20 protein-coding genes are annotated in these 18,365 nt (G+C 71.5%); 6 read left to right on the top strand and 14 right to left on the bottom strand.

What is annotated here, in order from left to right; genetic code table 11:
• Positions 1-42: 42 nt before the first annotated feature.
• Positions 43-468 (top strand): pyridoxamine 5'-phosphate oxidase family protein, encoded by a 426-nt coding sequence (locus ABZ342_RS05360; protein ID WP_155548013.1) that lies wholly within the window; start codon positions 43-45, stop codon positions 466-468.
• A 332-nt stretch (positions 469-800) separates the two neighbouring features.
• Here the strand turns inward: ABZ342_RS05360 and purQ are convergent, their stop codons facing one another.
• Positions 801-1,478, bottom strand: coding sequence for a phosphoribosylformylglycinamidine synthase subunit PurQ (gene purQ / locus ABZ342_RS05355; protein WP_360468944.1), 678 nt, complete (start codon positions 1,476-1,478; stop codon positions 801-803).
• A complete protein-coding gene (gene purS / locus ABZ342_RS05350) occupies positions 1,475-1,714 on the bottom strand; it encodes a phosphoribosylformylglycinamidine synthase subunit PurS (protein ID WP_086675945.1) in 240 nt (79 codons plus the stop codon). The genes purQ and purS overlap by 4 nt, the downstream gene beginning before the upstream one ends.
• Before the next feature lie 160 nt (positions 1,715-1,874).
• Here purS and ABZ342_RS05345 point away from each other — a divergent pair, with 160 nt between their 5' ends.
• Positions 1,875-3,434, top strand: a complete 1,560-nt coding sequence (locus ABZ342_RS05345) for a GMC family oxidoreductase N-terminal domain-containing protein (RefSeq protein WP_360468941.1) — start codon at positions 1,875-1,877, stop codon at positions 3,432-3,434.
• A 140-nt stretch (positions 3,435-3,574) separates the two neighbouring features.
• On the opposite strand, the gene ABZ342_RS05340 is transcribed toward ABZ342_RS05345, so the two are convergent.
• On the bottom strand, positions 3,575-5,071 hold the full coding sequence (locus ABZ342_RS05340) for an aldehyde dehydrogenase family protein (protein ID WP_155548016.1): 1,497 nt from the start codon (positions 5,069-5,071) through the stop codon (positions 3,575-3,577).
• A 34-nt stretch (positions 5,072-5,105) separates the two neighbouring features.
• A complete protein-coding gene (locus ABZ342_RS05335) occupies positions 5,106-6,251 on the bottom strand; it encodes an MFS transporter (RefSeq protein ID WP_360468938.1) in 1,146 nt (381 codons plus the stop codon).
• Positions 6,252-6,312: 61 nt separating this feature from the next.
• Between ABZ342_RS05335 and ABZ342_RS05330 the strand changes: the two genes are divergently transcribed.
• From ABZ342_RS05330 to ABZ342_RS05320, 3 genes are read left to right on the top strand one after another with little or no spacing between them, the layout of a single operon-like run.
• Entirely contained in the window at positions 6,313-7,245 is a 933-nt protein-coding gene (locus ABZ342_RS05330) for a DUF5937 family protein (RefSeq protein WP_360468936.1), read from the top strand.
• Between the two features lie 3 nt (positions 7,246-7,248).
• Positions 7,249-8,019 (top strand): tyrosine-protein phosphatase, encoded by a 771-nt coding sequence (locus ABZ342_RS05325; protein WP_360468934.1) that lies wholly within the window; start codon positions 7,249-7,251, stop codon positions 8,017-8,019.
• 33 nt (positions 8,020-8,052) lie between these two features.
• Entirely contained in the window at positions 8,053-8,688 is a 636-nt protein-coding gene (locus ABZ342_RS05320) for an MBL fold metallo-hydrolase (protein WP_360468932.1), read from the top strand.
• Here ABZ342_RS05320 and ABZ342_RS05315 read toward each other — a convergent pair.
• The 3 genes from ABZ342_RS05315 to ABZ342_RS05305 form a co-directional block, all read right to left on the bottom strand.
• Positions 8,685-9,380 carry a DUF2334 domain-containing protein gene (locus ABZ342_RS05315; protein WP_360468930.1) on the bottom strand — a complete coding sequence of 232 codons (696 nt, stop codon included), beginning with the start codon at positions 9,378-9,380 and terminating at the stop codon, positions 8,685-8,687. The genes ABZ342_RS05320 and ABZ342_RS05315 overlap by 4 nt on opposite strands.
• Positions 9,381-9,454: 74 nt before the next feature.
• Entirely contained in the window at positions 9,455-9,919 is a 465-nt protein-coding gene (locus tag ABZ342_RS05310) for an NADPH-dependent FMN reductase (RefSeq protein ID WP_360468928.1), read from the bottom strand.
• Positions 9,840-10,844, bottom strand: coding sequence for a phosphoribosylaminoimidazolesuccinocarboxamide synthase (locus ABZ342_RS05305; protein WP_360468926.1), 1,005 nt, complete (start codon positions 10,842-10,844; stop codon positions 9,840-9,842). The genes ABZ342_RS05310 and ABZ342_RS05305 overlap by 80 nt, the downstream gene beginning before the upstream one ends.
• 47 nt (positions 10,845-10,891) lie before the next feature.
• Here ABZ342_RS05305 and ABZ342_RS05300 point away from each other — a divergent pair, with 47 nt between their 5' ends.
• A complete protein-coding gene (locus tag ABZ342_RS05300; protein WP_360469230.1) occupies positions 10,892-11,698 on the top strand; it encodes an SAM-dependent chlorinase/fluorinase in 807 nt (268 codons plus the stop codon).
• Here ABZ342_RS05300 and ABZ342_RS05295 read toward each other — a convergent pair.
• From ABZ342_RS05295 to dgoD, 7 genes are all read right to left on the bottom strand, one after another.
• Positions 11,581-12,462 (bottom strand): MOSC N-terminal beta barrel domain-containing protein, encoded by an 882-nt coding sequence (locus tag ABZ342_RS05295; protein ID WP_360468924.1) that lies wholly within the window; start codon positions 12,460-12,462, stop codon positions 11,581-11,583. The genes ABZ342_RS05300 and ABZ342_RS05295 overlap by 118 nt on opposite strands.
• A 42-nt stretch (positions 12,463-12,504) precedes the next feature.
• On the bottom strand, positions 12,505-13,245 hold the full coding sequence (locus tag ABZ342_RS05290; protein WP_196425790.1) for an amino acid ABC transporter ATP-binding protein: 741 nt from the start codon (positions 13,243-13,245) through the stop codon (positions 12,505-12,507).
• Positions 13,242-14,006, bottom strand: a complete 765-nt coding sequence (locus ABZ342_RS05285; protein ID WP_155548022.1) for an amino acid ABC transporter permease — start codon at positions 14,004-14,006, stop codon at positions 13,242-13,244. The genes ABZ342_RS05290 and ABZ342_RS05285 overlap by 4 nt, the downstream gene beginning before the upstream one ends.
• Positions 14,007-14,012: 6 nt before the next feature.
• Entirely contained in the window at positions 14,013-14,825 is an 813-nt protein-coding gene (locus tag ABZ342_RS05280; protein WP_360468921.1) for an ABC transporter substrate-binding protein, read from the bottom strand.
• 123 nt (positions 14,826-14,948) lie between these two features.
• Positions 14,949-16,376 (bottom strand): adenylosuccinate lyase, encoded by a 1,428-nt coding sequence (gene purB / locus ABZ342_RS05275; protein WP_360468919.1) that lies wholly within the window; start codon positions 16,374-16,376, stop codon positions 14,949-14,951.
• On the bottom strand, positions 16,373-17,215 hold the full coding sequence (locus ABZ342_RS05270) for a DUF4380 domain-containing protein (protein WP_360468917.1): 843 nt from the start codon (positions 17,213-17,215) through the stop codon (positions 16,373-16,375). The genes purB and ABZ342_RS05270 overlap by 4 nt, the downstream gene beginning before the upstream one ends.
• Entirely contained in the window at positions 17,209-18,354 is a 1,146-nt protein-coding gene (gene dgoD, locus ABZ342_RS05265) for a galactonate dehydratase (protein ID WP_360468915.1), read from the bottom strand. The genes ABZ342_RS05270 and dgoD overlap by 7 nt, the downstream gene beginning before the upstream one ends.
• Positions 18,355-18,365 lie beyond the last annotated feature (11 nt).

Here is an 18,365-nt window from a genome sequence, read left to right as displayed (position 1 = left end):
GGTTGCTCCCCAGGTAGCCAATCTTTCGACCTGGGGAGTGCCATGTCGTTCGTGATGACCGCGGCCGAGCGCGAAGCGTTCTTGAGCGGGGTGCACGTGGGGGTCCTGGCGGTGGAGCGCGCCGGCCGGGCCCCGCTGGCGGTCCCGGTCTGGTACGACTACTCGCCCGGTGGCGAGGTCTTGATCTGGATGGAGCGCGACACGGTCAAGGACCGCGCGATCACCGCGGCCGGCCGGTTGAGCTTGGCGGTGCAGGACGAGAACCCGCCGTACAAGTACGTGACGGTGGAGGGGCCGGTGGTGGCGAACGACGAGCCCCCGACGCGCGAGCAGGCGTTGCGGATCGCGGGCCGGTATTGGCCCGAGGACCAGGCGAAGGCGTACGTCGACTCGGCGCTCGGGGAGCGGTCGGTGCTGGTGCGGGTGCGGCCGGAGAAGTGGCTGTCGAACGACCAGAGCAAGAGCTGACAAAGTCCGGGGCTGTGGACAACTCGCGTCCGCAACCCCGGAACTGTCGGTGGGGCTCGATAAACTGGTGACCGGGGGCCGAGGGCCGCCCTCCACGCAGCGAACTCGCGTTCCGCGCGGTTGGCTCCGCGATTCCGGGCCCTTTCGGCGGAGCGCGAACCGTCGTCACCCGTGATCAGGAAGCCGACACGCGTGATTGAGCAGTCGACACGCGTACTTGGCTGGACGACACGCGTACCCAGCTGGACGACACGCGTACCCGGCTGGACGACACGCGTACTTGGCTGGACGACACGCAGCCGGGAAGCCCGAAAACTTCCCGGCGGCCGCCCTCAGGCCTTGATCAGCGCGTCCACCGCGCTGTAGAACATGCCGAGCCCGTCGTCCGAAGGCCCGGTCAGCGCGTCGATCGCGTGCTCCGGGTGCGGCATCAGGCCCACGACCCGGCCGTTCTCGGACCGGATCCCCGCGATGTCGTTGCGCGAGCCGTTCGGGTTGCCGCCGACGTACCGGAACACCACGCGCCCCTCAGCCTCCAGCTCGTCCAAAGTGGACTGCTCGGCCACGTAGCACCCGTCGATGTTCTTCATCGGGATGAGGATCTCGGCGCCGGGCTCGTAGCGCGACGTCCACGCCGTCTCGGTGTTCTCCACCCGCAGCCACTGGTCGCGGCAGATGAAGTGCAGGCCCTGGTTGCGGATCATCGCGCCGGGCAGCAGCCCCGCCTCGCACAGGATCTGGAACCCGTTGCAGATGCCGAGCACCGGCATGCCCGCGCGCGCCGCCTCGATCACCGGCGTCATCACCGGCGCGAACCGGGCGATCACGCCCGCGCGCAGGTAGTCGCCGTAGGAAAATCCGCCCGGGACGACCACCGCGTCGACGTTGTGGAGGTTTTCGTCCGCGTGCCACAGGGGCACCGCCTCCGCGTCGGCGTAGCGGACCGCGCGGGCCGCGTCGCCGTCGTCGAGCGTGCCCGGGAACGTGATGACGCCGATGCGCGCGCTCACGCGTCGACCCGCGTGATCGTCCACTGCTCGATGACGGGGTTCGCGAGGAAGCCCTCGGCGATCTTTTCGAGCGTCGCGTCGTCGACCGTGTCGTCGACCTCGATCTCGAAGTGCTTGCCCTGACGGATCTCCTTGATCCCGGTGAAGCCGAGACGGCCGGCGGCGCCGAGCGCGGCCTGTCCCTGCGGGTCGAGGATTTCGGGCTTGGGCATGACGTCGACGACGACTCGGGCCACGGCAGGCTGCTCCTTATTCACGCAGGTCGTGGGTACCCCGCGAGCATAGTTCACCCAGTTCGGCAGGCCGCGGGGGCCGCCGGGAAAACTAGACTGGCCGACGGCGCGCCGCTGCGCCATGATGAGTCGTTGACATCGCGCCAACAGCTGTGGAGGCACCGTGGACTCCTACGACTACGTGATCGTCGGCGCCGGGAGCGCGGGCTGCGTCCTGGCGAACCGGCTGACCGAGGACCCGTCCGCCCAGGTCCTGCTGCTCGAAGCGGGCGCCGAGGACACAGCGGACGAAATCCACATCCCCGCGGCGTTCGCCTCGCTGTTCAAGACCAAGTGGGACTGGAACTACGAGACCGTCGAGCAGAAGCACACGGGCAAGACCGCGTACTGGCCGCGCGGCAAGATGCTCGGCGGCTGCTCGTCGATCAACGCCATGATCTACATCCGCGGCAACCGCGCCGACTACGACGGCTGGCGCGATTCCCACGGCGCCGAAGGCTGGGGCTGGGACGACGTCCTGCCGTACTTCAAGCGCGCCGAGGGCAACCAGCGGTTCGACGGGCCGCTGCACGGCACCGACGGCCCGCTGAACGTCGAAGACCGCCGGTTCACCCACGAGCTGTCGACGGCGTGGGTCGATTCGGCCGTCGCGTGGGGCCTCAAGCGCACCGACGACTTCAACGGCGAGAGCCAGGAAGGCGCCGGCGTCTACCAGGTCACCTGCAAGAAGGGCCGCCGCTGGTCCACCGCCGACGCGTACCTGCGGCCCGCTCTGGAGCGGCCGAACCTGACGGTGAAGACCTGCGCGCCGGCGACCCGCGTCGTCTTCGAGGGCACGCGCGCGGTCGGTGTGTCCTATTTGGACAACGGCGTGGAGCGCACGGCGCATGCGTCCACCGAGGTGCTGCTGAGCGGTGGCGCGGTCAACTCGCCGCAGCTGCTGATGCTCTCCGGCGTCGGGCCGGCCGAGCACCTGCGCGAGCACGGCATCGACGTCGTCGCGGCGCTGCCCGGTGTCGGCGAGAACCTCCACGACCACCCGGCGTGCGGGATCATCTGGTCCACGCGCGGCACGACCGACCTGGTCGACGCGGCCACACCGCGCGGGCTCGTCCGCTACCAGCTGACCAAGCGCGGGCCGCTGACGTCGAACATCGGCGAAGCGGGCGCGTTCTTCCCGACCACCGGCGGGCTGCCGGCGCCGGACATGCAGATCCACGTCGCGCCGACGCTGTTCTACGACAACGGCATGCGCGAGCCGACGGTCCCGGGGTTCACGTCGGCGGCGACGCTGGTGGACGTCGCGAGCCGCGGCCGGCTGCGGCTGAAGTCGGCGAACCCGGCGTGGAAGCCGGAAATCGACCCGGCGTACTACTCGGAATCCGTGGACATGGACCGGATGATCGCCGGGCTGCGCGCGCTGATCGAGATCGGGCGCGCCGGGCCGCTGAAGCGGTTCCTCGACCAGCCGTTCCTGCCCGCGCGGCACGATCTGACCGACGCCGAGCTGGCCGAGCACATCCGCGAGAACACGCAGACGCTCTACCACCCGGTCGGGACGTGCGCGATCGGGTCGGTGGTCGATCCCCAGCTGCGGGTTCAGGGCGTCGAGGGGCTGCGGGTGGTCGACGCTTCGGTGATGCCCGTGGTGCCGCGGGGGAACACGAACGCGCCGACGATCATGGTGGCGGAGAAGGCGGCGGATCTGATCCGGGGGCGCTGAACGGCTGCGGGACGGCTTGTCGCGTGCCCGGCCTTGCTGACAGTGGCCGCGGCCCCCGGTATCCAGCTTAGCGGCGGCCACCGACAGTTCCGGGCGGTTCCGGGGTTGTGGACGCGACTTGTCCACAACCCCGGACCGGCTCAGCGCTTGCCGTGCAGGATCGTCACCAGCTTGGCCACCATCGCGTCCGTCGAAGGCTTGCGGGTGAACGAGGTCAGCGTCAACGGCGCCGTGAAGCGCTGGCGGGCGATCGCCTTCGTGCGGGCGAACTCGCGCAGCCCCTCCGGGCCGTGGATGCGGCCGAAGCCCGAGTCGCCCACGCCGCCGAAGGGCAACGACGCGATTCCGGCAAACGACAGCGGTGCGTTGATCGACGTCATCCCGGTGCGCAGCTTCTCCGCCAGCTCCACCCCGCGGGACTTCGAAAAGACCGTCGAGCCCAGGCCGTACTTCGTGTTGTTCGCCTTCTCGACCGCTTCGTCCATGGTGCGGACCTTCGCGATCGTCACCGTCGGGCCGAACGTCTCCTCGGTGACCGCCTCGGAGTCCTCCGGGACGTCGACCAGCACCGTCGGCTGGGCGTACCGGTCGCCGACCGCTTCCTCGCCGCCGAGGACCGCCTTGCCGCCGCGGGCCAGCGCGTCCTGGATGTGGCGCTTGATCACGCCCAGCTGCGAGGGCATCGTCACCGGGCCGTACTGCGCCGCCTCGTCCGAGCCCGCGCGCACGTCCTTCGACTTCTCGACGACCTTCGCGACGAACTCGTCGTGGACCTTCTCGTGGACGTACACCCGCTCGACGCCGATGCACGTCTGGCCCGAGTTGGAGAACGCGCCCCAGACCGTCGCGTCGGCCGCCGCGTCGAGGTCGGCGTCCGCGTCGACCAGCACCGGGTCCTTGCCGCCGGCCTCGATGACCACCGGCGTCAGCGTCTCGGCCGCCGCGGCCATGATGCGCTTGCCCGTGGCGGTCGAGCCGGTGAACGCGATCTTGTCGACCCCCGCCCCGACCAGCGCCGCGCCCGTCTCGCCGAAGCCCGTGATCAGCTGCAGCACCGGCTGCTCGGGCACGACCTCGGCGAACGCGTCGACCAGCCACTTCCCGACGCCGGGCGTGTACTCGCTGGGCTTGAACACCACGGCGTTGCCCGCGGCGAGCGCGTACGCGATCGAACCGAGCGGCGTGAACACCGGGTAGTTCCACGGGCCGATCACGCCGACCACGCCCAGCGGCTGGTACTCGACGGTCGCCGCCTGGTTCGACATCAGCAGCCCGGCCGAGCGCTTCTGCTTGCCGAGGATCTTCTTCGCGTGCTTGCCCGCCCACGCGATGTGCTCGATGGCCAGGACGCTCTCGAGCTGCGCGTCCGCGATCGGCTTGCCGGTCTCGTCGCGGACGACCTGGCACAGCTGCGGGAGCCGGCGCGTCAGCACGCCCTTCCAGGCGCGCAGCCGCTCGGCGCGCCCGGCGAAGCCCAGGTCCTCCCACCACTTCGCCGCGACACGCGCTCGCGCGACGGCCGCCTGGACGTCCTCGGCGTCGTGCACCGGGTAGGTTCCGACCACCTCGTCGGTCGCCGGGCTCAGCGAGTCGAAGGTCTCGCCGACCGACGTCGGCTTCGGCTGGACGGCAGTCATCGGCGTCTCCCTGGAGGTCGCGGGTCAGCCCAGGTTACGACGTTACTGACACTGTGCCAATAGCTCTCGCGGGCTTCGCCACCAGCATTGCACCCGCGATCGCCGCGGCAAAGACACCGAACAACGGTGCGAGCCACAACGGCAGCACGCCGACGGCCAGCGAACCCAGCCCGAAGCCGGCCGCTTGCACCGTGAAGCTCAGCGAGAACCCCGCCGACCTGCGATTCCTCGGCAGCACGCGCTGCAGGTTGACCGAGGTCGCGGCCACCAGCGGTCCGCCGCACGCGCCGATCAAACCCACCGACGCGACCAAGCCCGGCCAGCCGAGGTTCGCGGCGAGCCCCAGCCCGCCGACGACGAACCCCCCGAGGAACAGCCGCGGATCGCCGATCTTGCCCCGCCACGCGTAGAGCGCGCTGCCCGCGATGCTCGTCCCGGTCAGCACGACAATCACCACCGGCGCGGCCGTCGCGGGTGCACCCAAGCGCTCGACCAGCGGCAACGGCGCGACCTCGATCGACGACGTCAGCAGCCCGATGGTGAAGGTGCAGCAGAGCCAGGGCAGGCAGTCGAACAGCCGCGCGGGCGGACCATCGTCTCCGGCTTCCCCCCGATCGACGGAACTCGCGCGACGCGGGACGAGCAAGGCGGAGGCCACGCAGGCGGCGGCCATCGCGGTCAACGGCACGAACGTGCCGGCCAGGTCGAGCAGCGCGACCAGCGCCGGGCCACCGACGAGCACGCCGTCGAGGATCATGGCGTCGACGGAAACCGCGCGGGGAAGCAACCCGTCGTCGACCGTGTCCGCGAGCAGCGTCCGGAAGCCGCCCGACAACGCCCCGCCTGTGATGCCGGGCAGCAGGACGATCGCGAGCAGCACCGAGGTGGGTGCGGCCGCCGCGGCGGCCGCGGTCAAGACGGCGAACCCGGCGGCGGTCAGGAGCAGCAGCGCGGGCAGCCCTCGCGAAGGGCCGACGCGGTCGAGCAGCCGCCCGACCGGCACCGCGCAGAGCATCTCGGCCGCGACGTAGACCGACATCAGCACGCCGCCGAGCCGGTAGGACCCGGTCGTCGCGGTGGTCAGCAGGGTGAACGCGAGCGGCGCCATGGTCGCCGGGAGCCGGGCGAACTGGACGCCCGCCGACCAGCGCCAGTAGGCGCGATGGGTGAACAACGACATGGTCCTACGCTCACTCGCCGCCCTTCCGGTGCACACTGATTCGGGTGAGAGCGAATCGGCGATGATCGAGCTGGTCCTGACGGCGGCGGGCGCGCAACGCGTCCGGTTCGCGATCTCGCCGCTGGAGGAGGTGCTGGGAGCCGTCCAGACGCTGCTCGGCGTCCGGCGGCACCCGGCGCACCTGCCGTGGCTGTCCGCGGCTCCCGACGTGCCCGAGCTGGCCGCGGTCCTGGGCGCGCGGCACTACATCACCGAGTTCCTGAGCCCGCCGCCCGACGGCCCGGAGACGACGGCGGAGGCGCAGCTGCGGGCCGTGCGGGCGACGCCGCCGCACCAGGTCGCGCTGGAGCTGGGGATGGTCGACGCCGACCTCTCGCTGCTGCCGGACGACCCGGCGACGGCGCGCGACCTGCTGGCCGACCAGCTCGAAACGGTGTGGGACGCACTGCTCGCGCCGGAGTGGCCCCGCCTGCGCGAGCTGCTCGCGGCGGACATCGCGTACCGGACGCGGCAGCTGGGCTCCGGCGGGATCGCGTCGATGCTGGCCGGCCTGCACCCGCGCGTGCGGCTGTCGGACACGTCGGTCCTGGTCGACCTCCGGGCCCGCGAGCGGGTGGAGATCGACGCGCGCGGGCTGCTGCTGATCCCGGCGGTGTTCGCGTGGCCGAACGTCGGCGTGGTGACCGTGCCGCCGTGGCAGATCTCGCTGCTCTACCCGGCTCGCGGCGTGGCCGCGCTGTGGACGTCGTCCGCGACGCCGCCGGAGCCGCTGGTCGAGGTCCTCGGCCGGACGCGGGCGCTGCTGCTGACCACCCTCGACCGCCCGGCGGCGACGACCGAGCTGGCCCGGCGCCACGGCCTGGCGCCGGCGACGGTTTCGGCGCACCTCACCGCGTTGCGCGGGGCGGGGTTGCTGACGTCCGAGCGGCGCGGCCATCGGGTGCTGTACCGGCGGACCGAGCTGGGCGACGCGCTGCTCACCGGCAAACTGTGACGGGTGAGCAGAGCAGTGGCTTGGGAAGGCTTCCACAACACCCGGGACCTCGGTGGCTTGCCGACGCGATCGGGCGGCACGACTCGCCACGGGGCTTTCTTCCGGGCGGCGGACCTCCGGTTCGTGACCGACGCCGGGTGGGCTCAAGCGCGGGAGTCCGGCGTCCGGACCGTCATCGACCTGCGCAACCCGGACGAGATCCGGCCGACGGCGGACGCCCCGACGGCGCTGGCGGGTTCCGCGCAGTTCGCCGCCGCGACCGGCCCGGCCACCCCGCCGGGCATCGACCGCGTGGAGGTTCCCCTCGACGACATCGACGACCTCGAGTTCTGGCGGTACGTCAACGGCGAGCGGCTGAACGCCACCCCGCTCTACTACCGCGTCTTCCTCGACCGGAAGGCCGAGCGCTGCGCCGCGGTCATGATCGCGATCGCCCGGTCCGCTCCCGGCGGCGTCCTGTTCCACTGCGGTGGCGGGCGCGACCGGACCGGTCTGATCGCGCTCCTGCTCCTGGCGCTCGCGGACGCCACCCCCGACGCCATCGCCGCGGACTACGACCTGTCCGCCGAAGCCGTGAAACCGCTGTACGCCGCGATGGGCGCCGAAGACCAGGGGCCGGTCATCGCGGCGGTCCTCGCGGAGCGGGGCACCACGACCGCGGCGGCCGTCCGGGACACGCTCGACGGTTTGGACGTCGAGCGGTACCTCCTCGACGCGGGGGTCGCCCACGAGGACCTCGCCGAGATCCGGCACCGGCTGGTGGACCGGGACTAGGCTGGAATCGACCACCAGCGAAGGAGAACATCGATGCGTATCGTCCATTTCGGACACGCCTGCATACTGCTGGAGACCGGCTCCGAGCGGATCCTGATCGACCCCGGCGCGTTCTCCACCGGGTTCGAGGGTGAGCGGGAGCTGTCCGCGGTGCTGGTCACGCACCAGCACTTCGACCACCTGGACGTCGACCGGCTGCCGAAGGTCCTCGAGGCCAACCCGGACGCGAAGCTGATCGTCGACCCCGGCTCGGCTCCCGAGGTCGAAAAGCTGGGACTGTCGTTCGACATCGCCAATGTGGGTGACGCGTTCGCCGTCGGGGACACCTCGATCAAAGCGGTCGGCGGCGAGCACGCCGTCATCCACGCGGACATCCCGGTGATCCCGAACATCGGCTACGTCTTCGACGACGGCGCGTTCTTCCACCCGGGCGACTCGTTCTTCGTACCCGAGCAGAAGATCGACGTGCTGGGCCTGCCGACGGGCGCGCCGTGGCTGAAGGCCGGCGAAGCGGTCGACTACCTGCGGGCCGTGGCACCGCGGGTCGCCGTGCCGATCCACGAAGCCGTGCTGGCCAACCCGGCTCTGCACTACGGCTTGTTCGGCAACCTCGCGCCGGAAGGCACCGAGGTCAAGGTGCTGGAGCGAGCCGAGCCGGCGAAGTTCTAGGCCGCGATCGCGCGCAGCGAGCCGTAGGTCGCTCCGAAGGCCCGGTTCTCCAACGCCACGTCCACGGCGTCGAGCAGGGCCTGGCGGAGGCCGGGGCGGGTGAGGTCCGTGGCGTCCACCCCCAGCCGGACCAGTCCGCCCCGGCGGGCCGCGCGCGCCGCTGCCAGCACCAGTGCGAAGCAGCGCACCGTTTCCGTGCGGTGCGACTGGCTCGTGAACTCATTCACGCGGGCCCGGCGCACCTCGCCCGTGACCAGGTCGCGCACCGCGCCGAGGTCCGCGCACAGGCGGAACCCGTGCTCCGCCAGCGCCTGCAGCGTGCCCTGGGAGGCGATCCACCGCGGCGGTGCGAAGCCGTCGACAGCCAGACCGTTGCTGTCCAGCGCCGCCTTCGCGGCGATCAGCCGCAGCCGCGCCTCGTGGGCCGGCAGCGTCGCGAACTCCGCCTTCTTGCCCAGGTACACCGTGCGGTGCGTGGGCGTGACGGTGTGGTCGTACCCGTGCAGCAGCACGGAATCGCCGGCCCGGGCGCGCGTGCGCACCCACTCCGTCACCGGGCCGCCGCCGGTGCGGGCGGCGTAGAGCACCGAAAGCGGGACTTTGCGGCGGTCGAGCTCGGCCGCGAGGTCGGCGCACCGGTGCAGCGTGCGCGGGGTGATTCCCGACAGCGAAACCAGCAAGCGAGCTTCCACGCCACCATTGGGACGCACGCGTCTGACGTCGCCGTGAACTGCGCAGAACGGCCGGACGTCGGTTGCCGGAAGGGTCAGATGCCTTCCCGCAGCCGCTGGACCGCCACCGCGATCCGCCCGCGCAGATCCGGGTCGGCGACCTGACCGTCGGCGACGTCGGCGCGCGACACCGGGATGCGCGCGCACGCGTCGTCGACGATCTTCGCGCCCGCGTACGTCAGGACCTTCCGCAGCGAGTCGTGCGCGTCGCGGCCGCCCGTCGGCGCCGCCACCGAGGACGCGTTGATCCACGACACCGGCTTGCCGTAGATCTCGCCGCCGCCGACCGTCCAGTCCAGGAGGTTCTTGAACGAGCCCGGCAGGCCGCCCGCGTACTCCGGTGTGCAGATCAGGACCGCGTCCGCTTCCTTGATCGCCGCCCGCAGCGTCGCTACCTCGGGGTGCAGCGGCTCGCGGTCGTCATCCGGGTTGAAGTGCGGCAGATCGCCGAGACCGGTGTACGTCTTGCTCGCGGTGAGCGTCGCCACGGTCCCCAGCACCGCCGCATTGCCGGAGCCGGCCCGCAGGCTGCCGCAGATCAGCAGGATCACGCAGCCAGTCTGCCAGGGAACGCCCGGTGATGCGGCGGCATGCCTCGAGGTAGCGCTTGCGCGTGGCGGTCACCACCTCGGGCGGCAACGGCGGCAGCGCGGACACGCAGTCCCAGCCGGACGCCGGGTCGACCAGCCAGTCGCGCACGTGCTGCTTGTCGAACGACGGCCGCGGGCGGCCGGGGCGGTGGCCGTCGGCGAGCCAGTAGCGCGCCGAGTCCGGGGTCAGCAGCTCGTCCGCGAGCACGAGCTCACCGTTCGGCCGGACGCCGAACTCGAACTTCGTGTCGGCCAGCAGCAGGCCCTGCTCCGCGGCCCGGGCGGCACCACGGCGGTACAGCTCGAGCGAGGCCTCGCGGACCCGCTCGGCGAGCGGGCGGCCGAGGACCGTCGCGAACGTCTCGAAGTCGAGGTGTTCGTCGATCTCGCCGGGACGCGCCTTGGTGGACGGCGTGAAGATCGGCTCCGGCAGCCGCGCGGACTCGGCCAGCCCGGGCGGCAGCGCGATCCCGCACACCGAACCGGACTTCCGGTACTCCGCGTACCCCCGGCCGGCGAGGTGGCCGCGGACGACGGCCTCCACCGGCAGCATCTTGAGCCGCTCGACCAGCAGCGCCCGCCCGCGGAAGGCCTCCGGGATGGCGGGCCCGTCGTGGGCGATCAGGTGGTTCGGGAGGACGTCGGCCAGCTCGCGGAACCAGAACACGCTCATCGCGGTGAGGACCCGGCCCTTGTCCGGAACGTCGGTGGGGAACACGCGCTCGAAGGCGGAAATGCGGTCGGAAGCGACGACCAGCAGCTGGTCGTCGCCCACGGCGTACAGGTCACGGACCTTGCCGGTGGCGACTCGCTCGGGGGTGGGGAGGGGTGTCACGCGCTGAACCCTAACGCGCACCCTCCGCCACCATGGATGATGCTGGCATGGCGTACGACTGGATCTCGGTGACCACCGACTACGGCCTGCGCGACGGCTTCGTGGCGGCCTGCCACGGCGTGATCGCGCGGCTGGCGCCCGCCGTGCGGGTGCTCGACGTCACACACGAGGTGCCGCCCCAGGACGTCCGGCACGGGGCGATGGCGCTGGCCCAGACGGTGCCGTTCCTGCCGGAGGCGGTGCACGTCGCCGTCGTCGACCCGGGCGTCGGCACGACCCGGCTCGGCGTGGTCGTCGTCGCCGGGAGCGGGCTGCTGGTCGGGCCGGACAACGGCCTCCTGCTGCCCGCCGCGCACGCGCTGGGCGGCGTCCAGGCCGCGTACGAGCTGGCGGAGCCGTCGCTGCGGCTGCCGGTGACCTCGGCGACGTTCCACGGCCGGGACGTCTTCGCGCCCGCGGCCGCGCACCTCGCACTGGGTGTCGCGGCGTCGGACTTCGGTGACCCGGTGTCCGCCCTGGTCGAGCTGCCGGAGCCGTTCGTGGCGGCGTTCCCCGGGAAGCTGGTGTCGGAGGTGCTGACGGTCGACCACTTCGGCAACGTCCAGCTCGCCGCGACCCCCGCGGACCTGGAGCTGTCGGGGCTGTCCGGCGCGGTTTCCGTGCACAGCGAGCGGGTCGCGGTGACCACCGAGATCGGCCGCACCTTCGCCGACGTGCCGGCAGGCGCGAGCGTGCTCTACACCGACTCCGCCGGACGGCTCGCCGTCGCCGTCAACGGCGGTTCCGCGGCCGCCGTGCTGGGCCTCGGACCGGCCCAGGAGTGCACGATCACCTCGTCGCCGACCGCCACCTGACCCGGGCGCAGCACCGCGGCCTTCATCCCGAAGATCACGCCGCCGTCCGGGTGCCGCCGGTAGCCCGCGAGCGTGCGGATGGGCTCGGGGCCGGCCTTTTCGCCCGTGTCCTGGTCGACCATCGGCACCGTGCAGCGCACGCATTGCTTGGCGTAACCGAACTTCGCGGTGCCGGCGGACATCGCGCGGACTTCGTCCTCGGTGTGCGGCTCGACCCAGCCGGAGATGACGATGTTGGGGCGGAAGCGGTCCATCGGCACGGGTTCGGCGCCGCGTTCGAGGATGCGCGCGTTCAGGCCGTCCAAAGAGGACTCGGACGCGACGAGCAGCGCGTGCCCGTCGGCGAACGCGGCCGTGCCGGGCGTCTCGCCGCCGGTGACGCGCTCGTGGTCCGGCGCGACGCCGATCAGGACCGACGGCAGGCCGAGCAGGTCCGAGAACCACTGCGCGGCCTCTTCGCCCTGGTGGATGCCGGTGCCGTGCCAGGAGAACGTCGAGCCCGGGTGCCGCGGGCCGTCGCGCCGGATGTCGACGACGAGGTCTTCGACGCCCGGCGCGGCGAGTTCGAGCTTGCCGCCGTCGACGCGCGGCCGGACCGAGGCGAGGATCGGGTAGCGACGCTGGCTGCGGAAGTCGCCGTCCGGCGCGACGACCTGGAAGACCCGGTCGTGCGCCAGCCCGGCGGGCCCGACCTCGGCGGACGGCACCGAAGTGCCGGCACACCCCTTGACCGGGTAGTACGTCAGCCGCGCGATCCTCGCCATGCCCGCAGGCTACCTGCGAGCACGGCGAGGCGGCGCGCCGTTTTACAGGACCTGGGACAGGAACCGCCGCAGCCGGGGGCTCTGCGGGTCGTCGAAGAGCCGGGCCGGCGAGCCCTGCTCGACGATGCGGCCGGCGTCCATGAACGCGACCTCGTCGGCGACGCTGCGCGCGAAGCCCATCTCGTGCGTGACGACGATCAGGGTCAGTCCCCGCGAAGCCAGACCCGCCATCAGGTCCAGCACGCCCTTGACCAGCTCGGGGTCGAGCGCGCTGGTGGCCTCGTCGAAGAGCATCACCTCGGGCTCCATCGCCAGCGCCCTGGCGATGGCGACGCGCTGCTGCTGACCGCCCGAGAGCGCGCTCGGCCGGTACGGCGCCTTGTCCGCGAGACCGACGTCGGCGAGGCGCGCGCGGGCGATCGCCGACGCCTCCTCCTTGCTCAGCTTCTTCACGCTGCGCAGCGGCAGCACGATGTTGTCCAGCACGCTCCGGTGGCCGAAGAGGTTGAAGTGCTGGAACACCATGCCGACGCGCTGGCGCAGCACGTCCGGGTCGGACCCGATCACGGACTCGCCGTCGAGCAGGAGGTCGCCCGAGTCGGGCTCCTGCAGGCGGTTCACGCACCGCAGGAGCGTCGACTTGCCGGAGCCGGACGGCCCGATCACGCAGGTCGTCTTGCCGCTCTCGACGCGCAGGTCCACCCCGCGCAGGACTTCGAGCGTGCCGAAGCTGACGTGGATGTCGCGCAGCTCCACGCTGGACGACCGCACCGCCGTGGTCACCACGTGCTCACCCTCCCGCCGGGACCGATCTCCACCGGGTCGTCGTCCGGCTCGCCGGCGCGCACCTCGCGGCCGGTCCGGAGCTTCTTGTCGATGTGGTTCACCAGGTGCGTCAGCGGAACCGTGATCACCAGGAAGAACACCCCGGCGGCGACCAGCGGCGACAGGTTGCCGGTGGTCGCCGCGAGGTCCTGGCCGATCCGGAACAGCTCGCGCTGCCCGGACAGCAGGCCCAGCACGTAGACGAGGCTGGAGTCCTTGACCAGCGCGATGAACTGGTTCACCAGCGCTGGCAGCACCCGCCGGACCCCCTGCGGGATGATCACCAGCAGCATCGACTTCGCGTAGCCCATCCCGAGCGCCCGGGCGGCCTCCAGCTGTCCTTTCTCGACGCTCTGGATGCCGGCCCGGAAGATCTCGCCGATGTAGGCCGCCGCGATCAGGGAAAGCGCCAGGATGCCCATCGGGTACGGGTTCGTGCCGACGACGTCCCGCGCGAGCGTGCCGAGTCCCTGGCCGATCAGGAGGATCGTGAGGATGGCCGGCAGCCCGCGGAAGACGTCGGTGTAGATCCGCGCGGGCCAGCGCAGCCACCACTTGGCCGACAGGCCCATGACCGCCAGCAGCATGCCGAACACGGTGCCGATCAGCGCCGAGGACACCGACAGGACGAGGGTGTTCAGCAGGCCGGTCTTGACCAGGTCCGGCAGGACTTGGGAGATGTACTCCCAGTTCAGGAAGGTGTTGACGAAGTCGTCCATTGTGGACTACAGGTTCTTCACGAGCAGACCGGGGCCGCCCGGCTGGAGTTCCTTCGACAACGGTGTCGTCTTGTAGAACTGGGCGTAGATGCGGGCCACCGAACCGTCCGCGATCGCCTTCGCCAGGCCGTCGTTGAGCTTCTTCAGCAGGTCGGGATTGTTCTTCGCGACCGCGAACGCCGACGGCGTGTCCTTGTCCTCCACCGTGTAGCCGAGCTCCAGCGGGACCGCCGGGTTCTGGTCAAGGTACTTCTGGCCGATGTCCTGCGGGACGACCCAGCCGTCGAGCGTGCCGTTCTTCAGCTGCGCGAAACCCGCGTTGTAGTCCGGGAAACGGACGACCTGCGCGCCGGCGGTCTTGCCGGCCAGCTCGTCCTGCACCGACCCCTGGACGACGCCGAGGCGCTTGCCCGCGAACGCCGCCGGGTCCTTGAGGTTCGCGCCCTTGACCGTGACGATCGTGGTGAAGCCCGTGTTGTAGCCGTTGGAGAACGCGACCGTCTTCTTGCGCGCCTCGGTGCTGGAGATCGTCGAGCTGCCGATGTCGAACTTGCCGGTCGCGACGCCGGCCAGCAGGCTGGAGAACTCCGTACCGACGAACTCGACCTCGAACCCCTCACGCTTCGCGATGTCGCGCAGCAGTTCGTTGTCGTAGCCGGTGAACCGGCCGTTTTCCAGGTAGATCGACGGCGGTGCGTCGCTCAGGGTCCCGACGCGCAGGGTGGTCGCCGAGCCGCCGTCCGAGCCGCACGCGGCCAGGGTCAGCGTCAGCGCGGTCGCGGTGACGACCGCGGCGATTTTCGACAGCGTGGATCTCATCGCTTCTTCCGTGGGTTGGACGCGTGCGATCGGCACGCGAAGAACGGCGGGGTTCAGCGATCGAGATTAGGGATTCCGCCCGTTTGCGGGGATTCGTTCCACTCCGTGGACGAGTGCGTCAGCTCACAGGATCGGTTGCGGCGCATAGCCCGCGGCCGCGGGGAACCGCCGCAGCACCTCGGCCACGCGCTCGGCCACCTGCTCGACCTGACGCCCGGCCGTGCCGGTGAACGAAATGCGGTCGGCGAGGAGCTTGTCCAGCTCACCGCGGTCGAGCGGGATGCGCTCGTCGGCGGCGAAGCGGTCGAGGAGGTCGTTCACGGCGCGGCCTTCCCGCATCTCCAGCGCGACGGCGACGGAGTGCTCCTTGATGGCTTCGTGGGCCGTCTCACGTCCGACGCCCGCGCGGACCGAAGCCATGAGCACCTTCGTCGTGGTGAGGAACGGGAGGTAGCGATCAAGCTCACGCTCGATCACCGCCGGGAAGGCGCCGAACTCGGCCAGCACCGTGAGGAACGTCTCCAGCAGGCCGTCGAGCGCGAAGAACGCGTCCGGCAGCGCGACGCGGCGGACGACCGAGTCGGAGACGTCGCCCTCGTTCCACTGGTCGCCGGCCAGCTCACCGATCATGGAGAGGTAGCCGCGCAGCACGACGGCGAGGCCGTTCACGCGCTCGCACGAGCGGGTGTTCATCTTGTGCGGCATGGCGGACGAGCCGACCTGGCCGGGCTTGAAGCCCTCGGTGACCAGCTCGTGCCCGGCCATCAGCCGGATCGTCTTGGCCAGGCTGGACGGCGCCGCCGCGAGCTGGACCACAGTGGACAGCACGTCGAAGTCGAGCGAGCGCGGGTACACCTGGCCGACGCTGACGAATCTCTTGTTAAAGCCGAGGTGCTGCATGACGCGGTCTTCGAGCTGGTCCAAAGTGGACTCGTCGCCGAGCAGGTCGAGCATGTCCTGCGCGGTGCCGACCGGGCCCTTGATGCCGCGCAGCGGGTAGCGCCCGACGAGGTTGTCGAGCCGGTCGAAGGCGACGAGCAGCTCGTCGGCCGCCGTGGCGAACCGCTTGCCGAGGGTGGTGGCCTGCGCGGCGACGTTGTGCGAGCGGCCGGCCATGACGGTGTCGGCGTGCTCGACGGCGAGGGCGGCCAGCCGCGCCAGCACGGCGGCGACGCGCGTGCGCACGAGTTCGAGGGAACGGAGCAGCTGCAGCTGCTCGACGTTCTCGGTGAGGTCGCGCGAGGTCATGCCCTTGTGGATGTGCTCCTGGCCGGCGAGGTCGCTGAACTCCTCGATCCGCGCCTTGACGTCGTGCCGGGTGACCCGCTCCCGGGCGGCGATCGACTCGAGGTCGACCTCGTCGATGACGCGCTCGTAGGCCTCGACGACGCCGTCGGGCACCTCGACGCCGAGGTCCTTCTGCGCCTTGAGGACGGCGAGCCAGAGCTGCCGCTCCAGGACGACCTTGTGCTCCGGCGACCAGAGCGAGACCAGCTCCGCCGAGGCGTAGCGGGCGGCGAGCACGTTCGGAATGCGGGGCTTGTCCGTCACGCCCTCACGATACCTGTGCAGGTCAGGCTCATCGCAGCACCCGGGGCGAGCACGGTCAGCGGGCCGAGCACCTCCAGCTCGACGATCCGCGCGGGCGGATCCAGGTCACCCAGCTCCGCGAGCGGCTCCGGGAGCGGGTGCTCCAGCCAGATCTCCAGCGGCGAGCCCTGGTCCGGGTACTCGCCCGCGGGGTCGACGTCGAAGGAGAGCGTCAAGGCGCCGTAGGTCACCCAGCCCGCGGTCCCCGGCACGCCGAGCTTGCCGACGACGTCCTGGGGCGGCACGACCAGCCGATCACCGTCCACTGTGTACTCCGGCGTGCCGGTCCCGGCGACCAGCGCGACCACGTCGGGCCGCCGGAGTCCCGCGGTGACCGCCCCGCCGCCGGGCAGCTGGGTCACGTTCCACAGCGCCCAGCGCACCACCCGCTCCGACACGTTCTCCGCGCGCAGGTCCAGCCGGTAGCCGTCGTCGAGGATCGTGACCGCGCGGGTGAAGCGCAGGCCGGTGCGCGGGTCCGGCGCGCTGGTCATGGTCACCGTGTCGCCGTCCAGCACGGCGGCGTACGGGCCGGAGTCGAGGACCGGGTCGGGCGGGCCCGCCCACTCGTCCGGGCCGGACCAGCCCTGGGGCGCGGGCCACGTCTTGTCGCCGCCGTAGTTGACCCAGTCGCCCATCCGCCCCGAGTTCGGCGCGTAGTCCGCGAGCAGGTCGTCGCCGAGCAGATCGGCGTTGCGCCACAGCAACTCGACGCCGCGGTAGCGCACCGACAGCAGCCGGCCGCCGAGCTCCGGGACCAGGCCGAGCCGCAGGTCGCCGCGGTCGAGCCAGGTCACCATTCGGCGAGACCGCCGTCTTCGTGGCGCCACACCGGGGAGCGCCAGGCGTGCCCGACCTCGTCGGCGCGGCGGACGGCCGCTTCGTCGACCTCGATGCCGAGACCGGGCCCGAGCGGGCGGGCCGCGTAGCCGTCCTGGAAGGCGAAGACGGACGGATCCGTGAGGTACGCGTGCTCGTGACCCTCGTGGTAGTGCATGCCGACGCTCTGTTCCTGGATCAGGAAGTTCGGCGTCGCGAACGCGACCTGCATCGACGCGGCCAGCGAGATCGGCCCCAGCGGGCAGTGCGGCGCGAGCGAAGCGCCGTACATCTCGGCGAGCGCGCCGATCCGCCGCAGCTCGGAGATGCCGCCGGCGTGCGACGGGTCGGGCTGGACCACCGCCACGCCCGCGTCGAGCACCGGCTTGAACTCCCAGCGCGAGTAGAGCCGCTCGCCGACCGCGATCGGCACGGTCGAAGCCTCGACGACCGAGCGCAGCGCGTCGCCCTGGGTCTCCGGCAGCACCGGCTCCTCGACGAACATCGGCTGGACGTCTTCGAGCAGCTTCACCAGCCGCCGTGCCATCGCGGGCGAGACGCGGCCGTGGAAGTCGATCGCGAGGTCGCGGTGCGGGCCGAGCACCTCCCGGGCCTCCCAGGCCCGGGCTACCGCGGCATCCGCCTCGGCGGGCGACGCGATCGCGGTCAACGGGCCGGCGACGTTCATCTTCACCGCCGTGAACCCCGCCTCGACCTGCGCGGACACGGCCTCGCGGATGCCGGACGGCCGGTCGCCGCCGACCCAGCTGTACACCCGGATGCGGTCGCGGACCGGGCCGCCGAGCAGCTCGTGCACCGGCGCGTTGCGGATCTTGCCGGCGATGTCCCACAGCGCGTGGTCGAACCCGGCGAGCGCGCTGGAGAGCACCGGCCCGCCGCGGTAGAAGCCGCCGCGGCGCAGCACCTGCCAGTGGTCCTCGATGCGCAGCGGGTCCTGGCCGATCAGCAGCTCGGACAGCTCGTGCACGGCCGCGCGCACGGTCTCCGCGCGGCCCTCGACCACGGGCTCACCCCAGCCGCTGATGCCCTCGTCCGTGCTGACCTTGAGGAACAGCCAGCGCGGCGCGACCAGAAACGTTTCAACCCCGGTGATCTTCACCCGTGTCCCCC

The sequence above is a fragment of the Amycolatopsis sp. NPDC005961 genome (genome assembly GCF_040629235.1).
GTDB classification, from domain to species: Bacteria; Actinomycetota; Actinomycetes; order Mycobacteriales; family Pseudonocardiaceae; genus Amycolatopsis; species Amycolatopsis camponoti.
Note: the sequence above shows the minus strand (reverse complement) of the source record. Positions and strands in the feature narration are given on the sequence as shown.

What these genes read in the sequence shown, in the direction of transcription:
- ABZ342_RS05320 (WP_360468932.1), top strand. Translation starts at nt 8,053, where the DNA reads ATGCGTATCGTCCATTTCGGACACGCCTGCATACTGCTGGAGACCGGC.
- ABZ342_RS05270 (WP_360468917.1), bottom strand. Translation starts at nt 17,215, where the DNA reads ATGGTGACCTGGCTCGACCGCGGCGACCTGCGGCTCGGCCTGGTCCCG.
- ABZ342_RS05300 (WP_360469230.1), top strand. Translation starts at nt 10,892, where the DNA reads ATGGCGTACGACTGGATCTCGGTGACCACCGACTACGGCCTGCGCGAC.
- ABZ342_RS05335 (WP_360468938.1), bottom strand. Translation starts at nt 6,251, where the DNA reads ATGTCGTTGTTCACCCATCGCGCCTACTGGCGCTGGTCGGCGGGCGTC.
- ABZ342_RS05295 (WP_360468924.1), bottom strand. Translation starts at nt 12,462, where the DNA reads ATGGCGAGGATCGCGCGGCTGACGTACTACCCGGTCAAGGGGTGTGCC.
- ABZ342_RS05280 (WP_360468921.1), bottom strand. Translation starts at nt 14,825, where the DNA reads ATGAGATCCACGCTGTCGAAAATCGCCGCGGTCGTCACCGCGACCGCG.
- ABZ342_RS05285 (WP_155548022.1), bottom strand. Translation starts at nt 14,006, where the DNA reads ATGGACGACTTCGTCAACACCTTCCTGAACTGGGAGTACATCTCCCAA.
- ABZ342_RS05330 (WP_360468936.1), top strand. Translation starts at nt 6,313, where the DNA reads ATGATCGAGCTGGTCCTGACGGCGGCGGGCGCGCAACGCGTCCGGTTC.
- ABZ342_RS05360 (WP_155548013.1), top strand. Translation starts at nt 43, where the DNA reads ATGTCGTTCGTGATGACCGCGGCCGAGCGCGAAGCGTTCTTGAGCGGG.
- ABZ342_RS05340 (WP_155548016.1), bottom strand. Translation starts at nt 5,071, where the DNA reads ATGACTGCCGTCCAGCCGAAGCCGACGTCGGTCGGCGAGACCTTCGAC.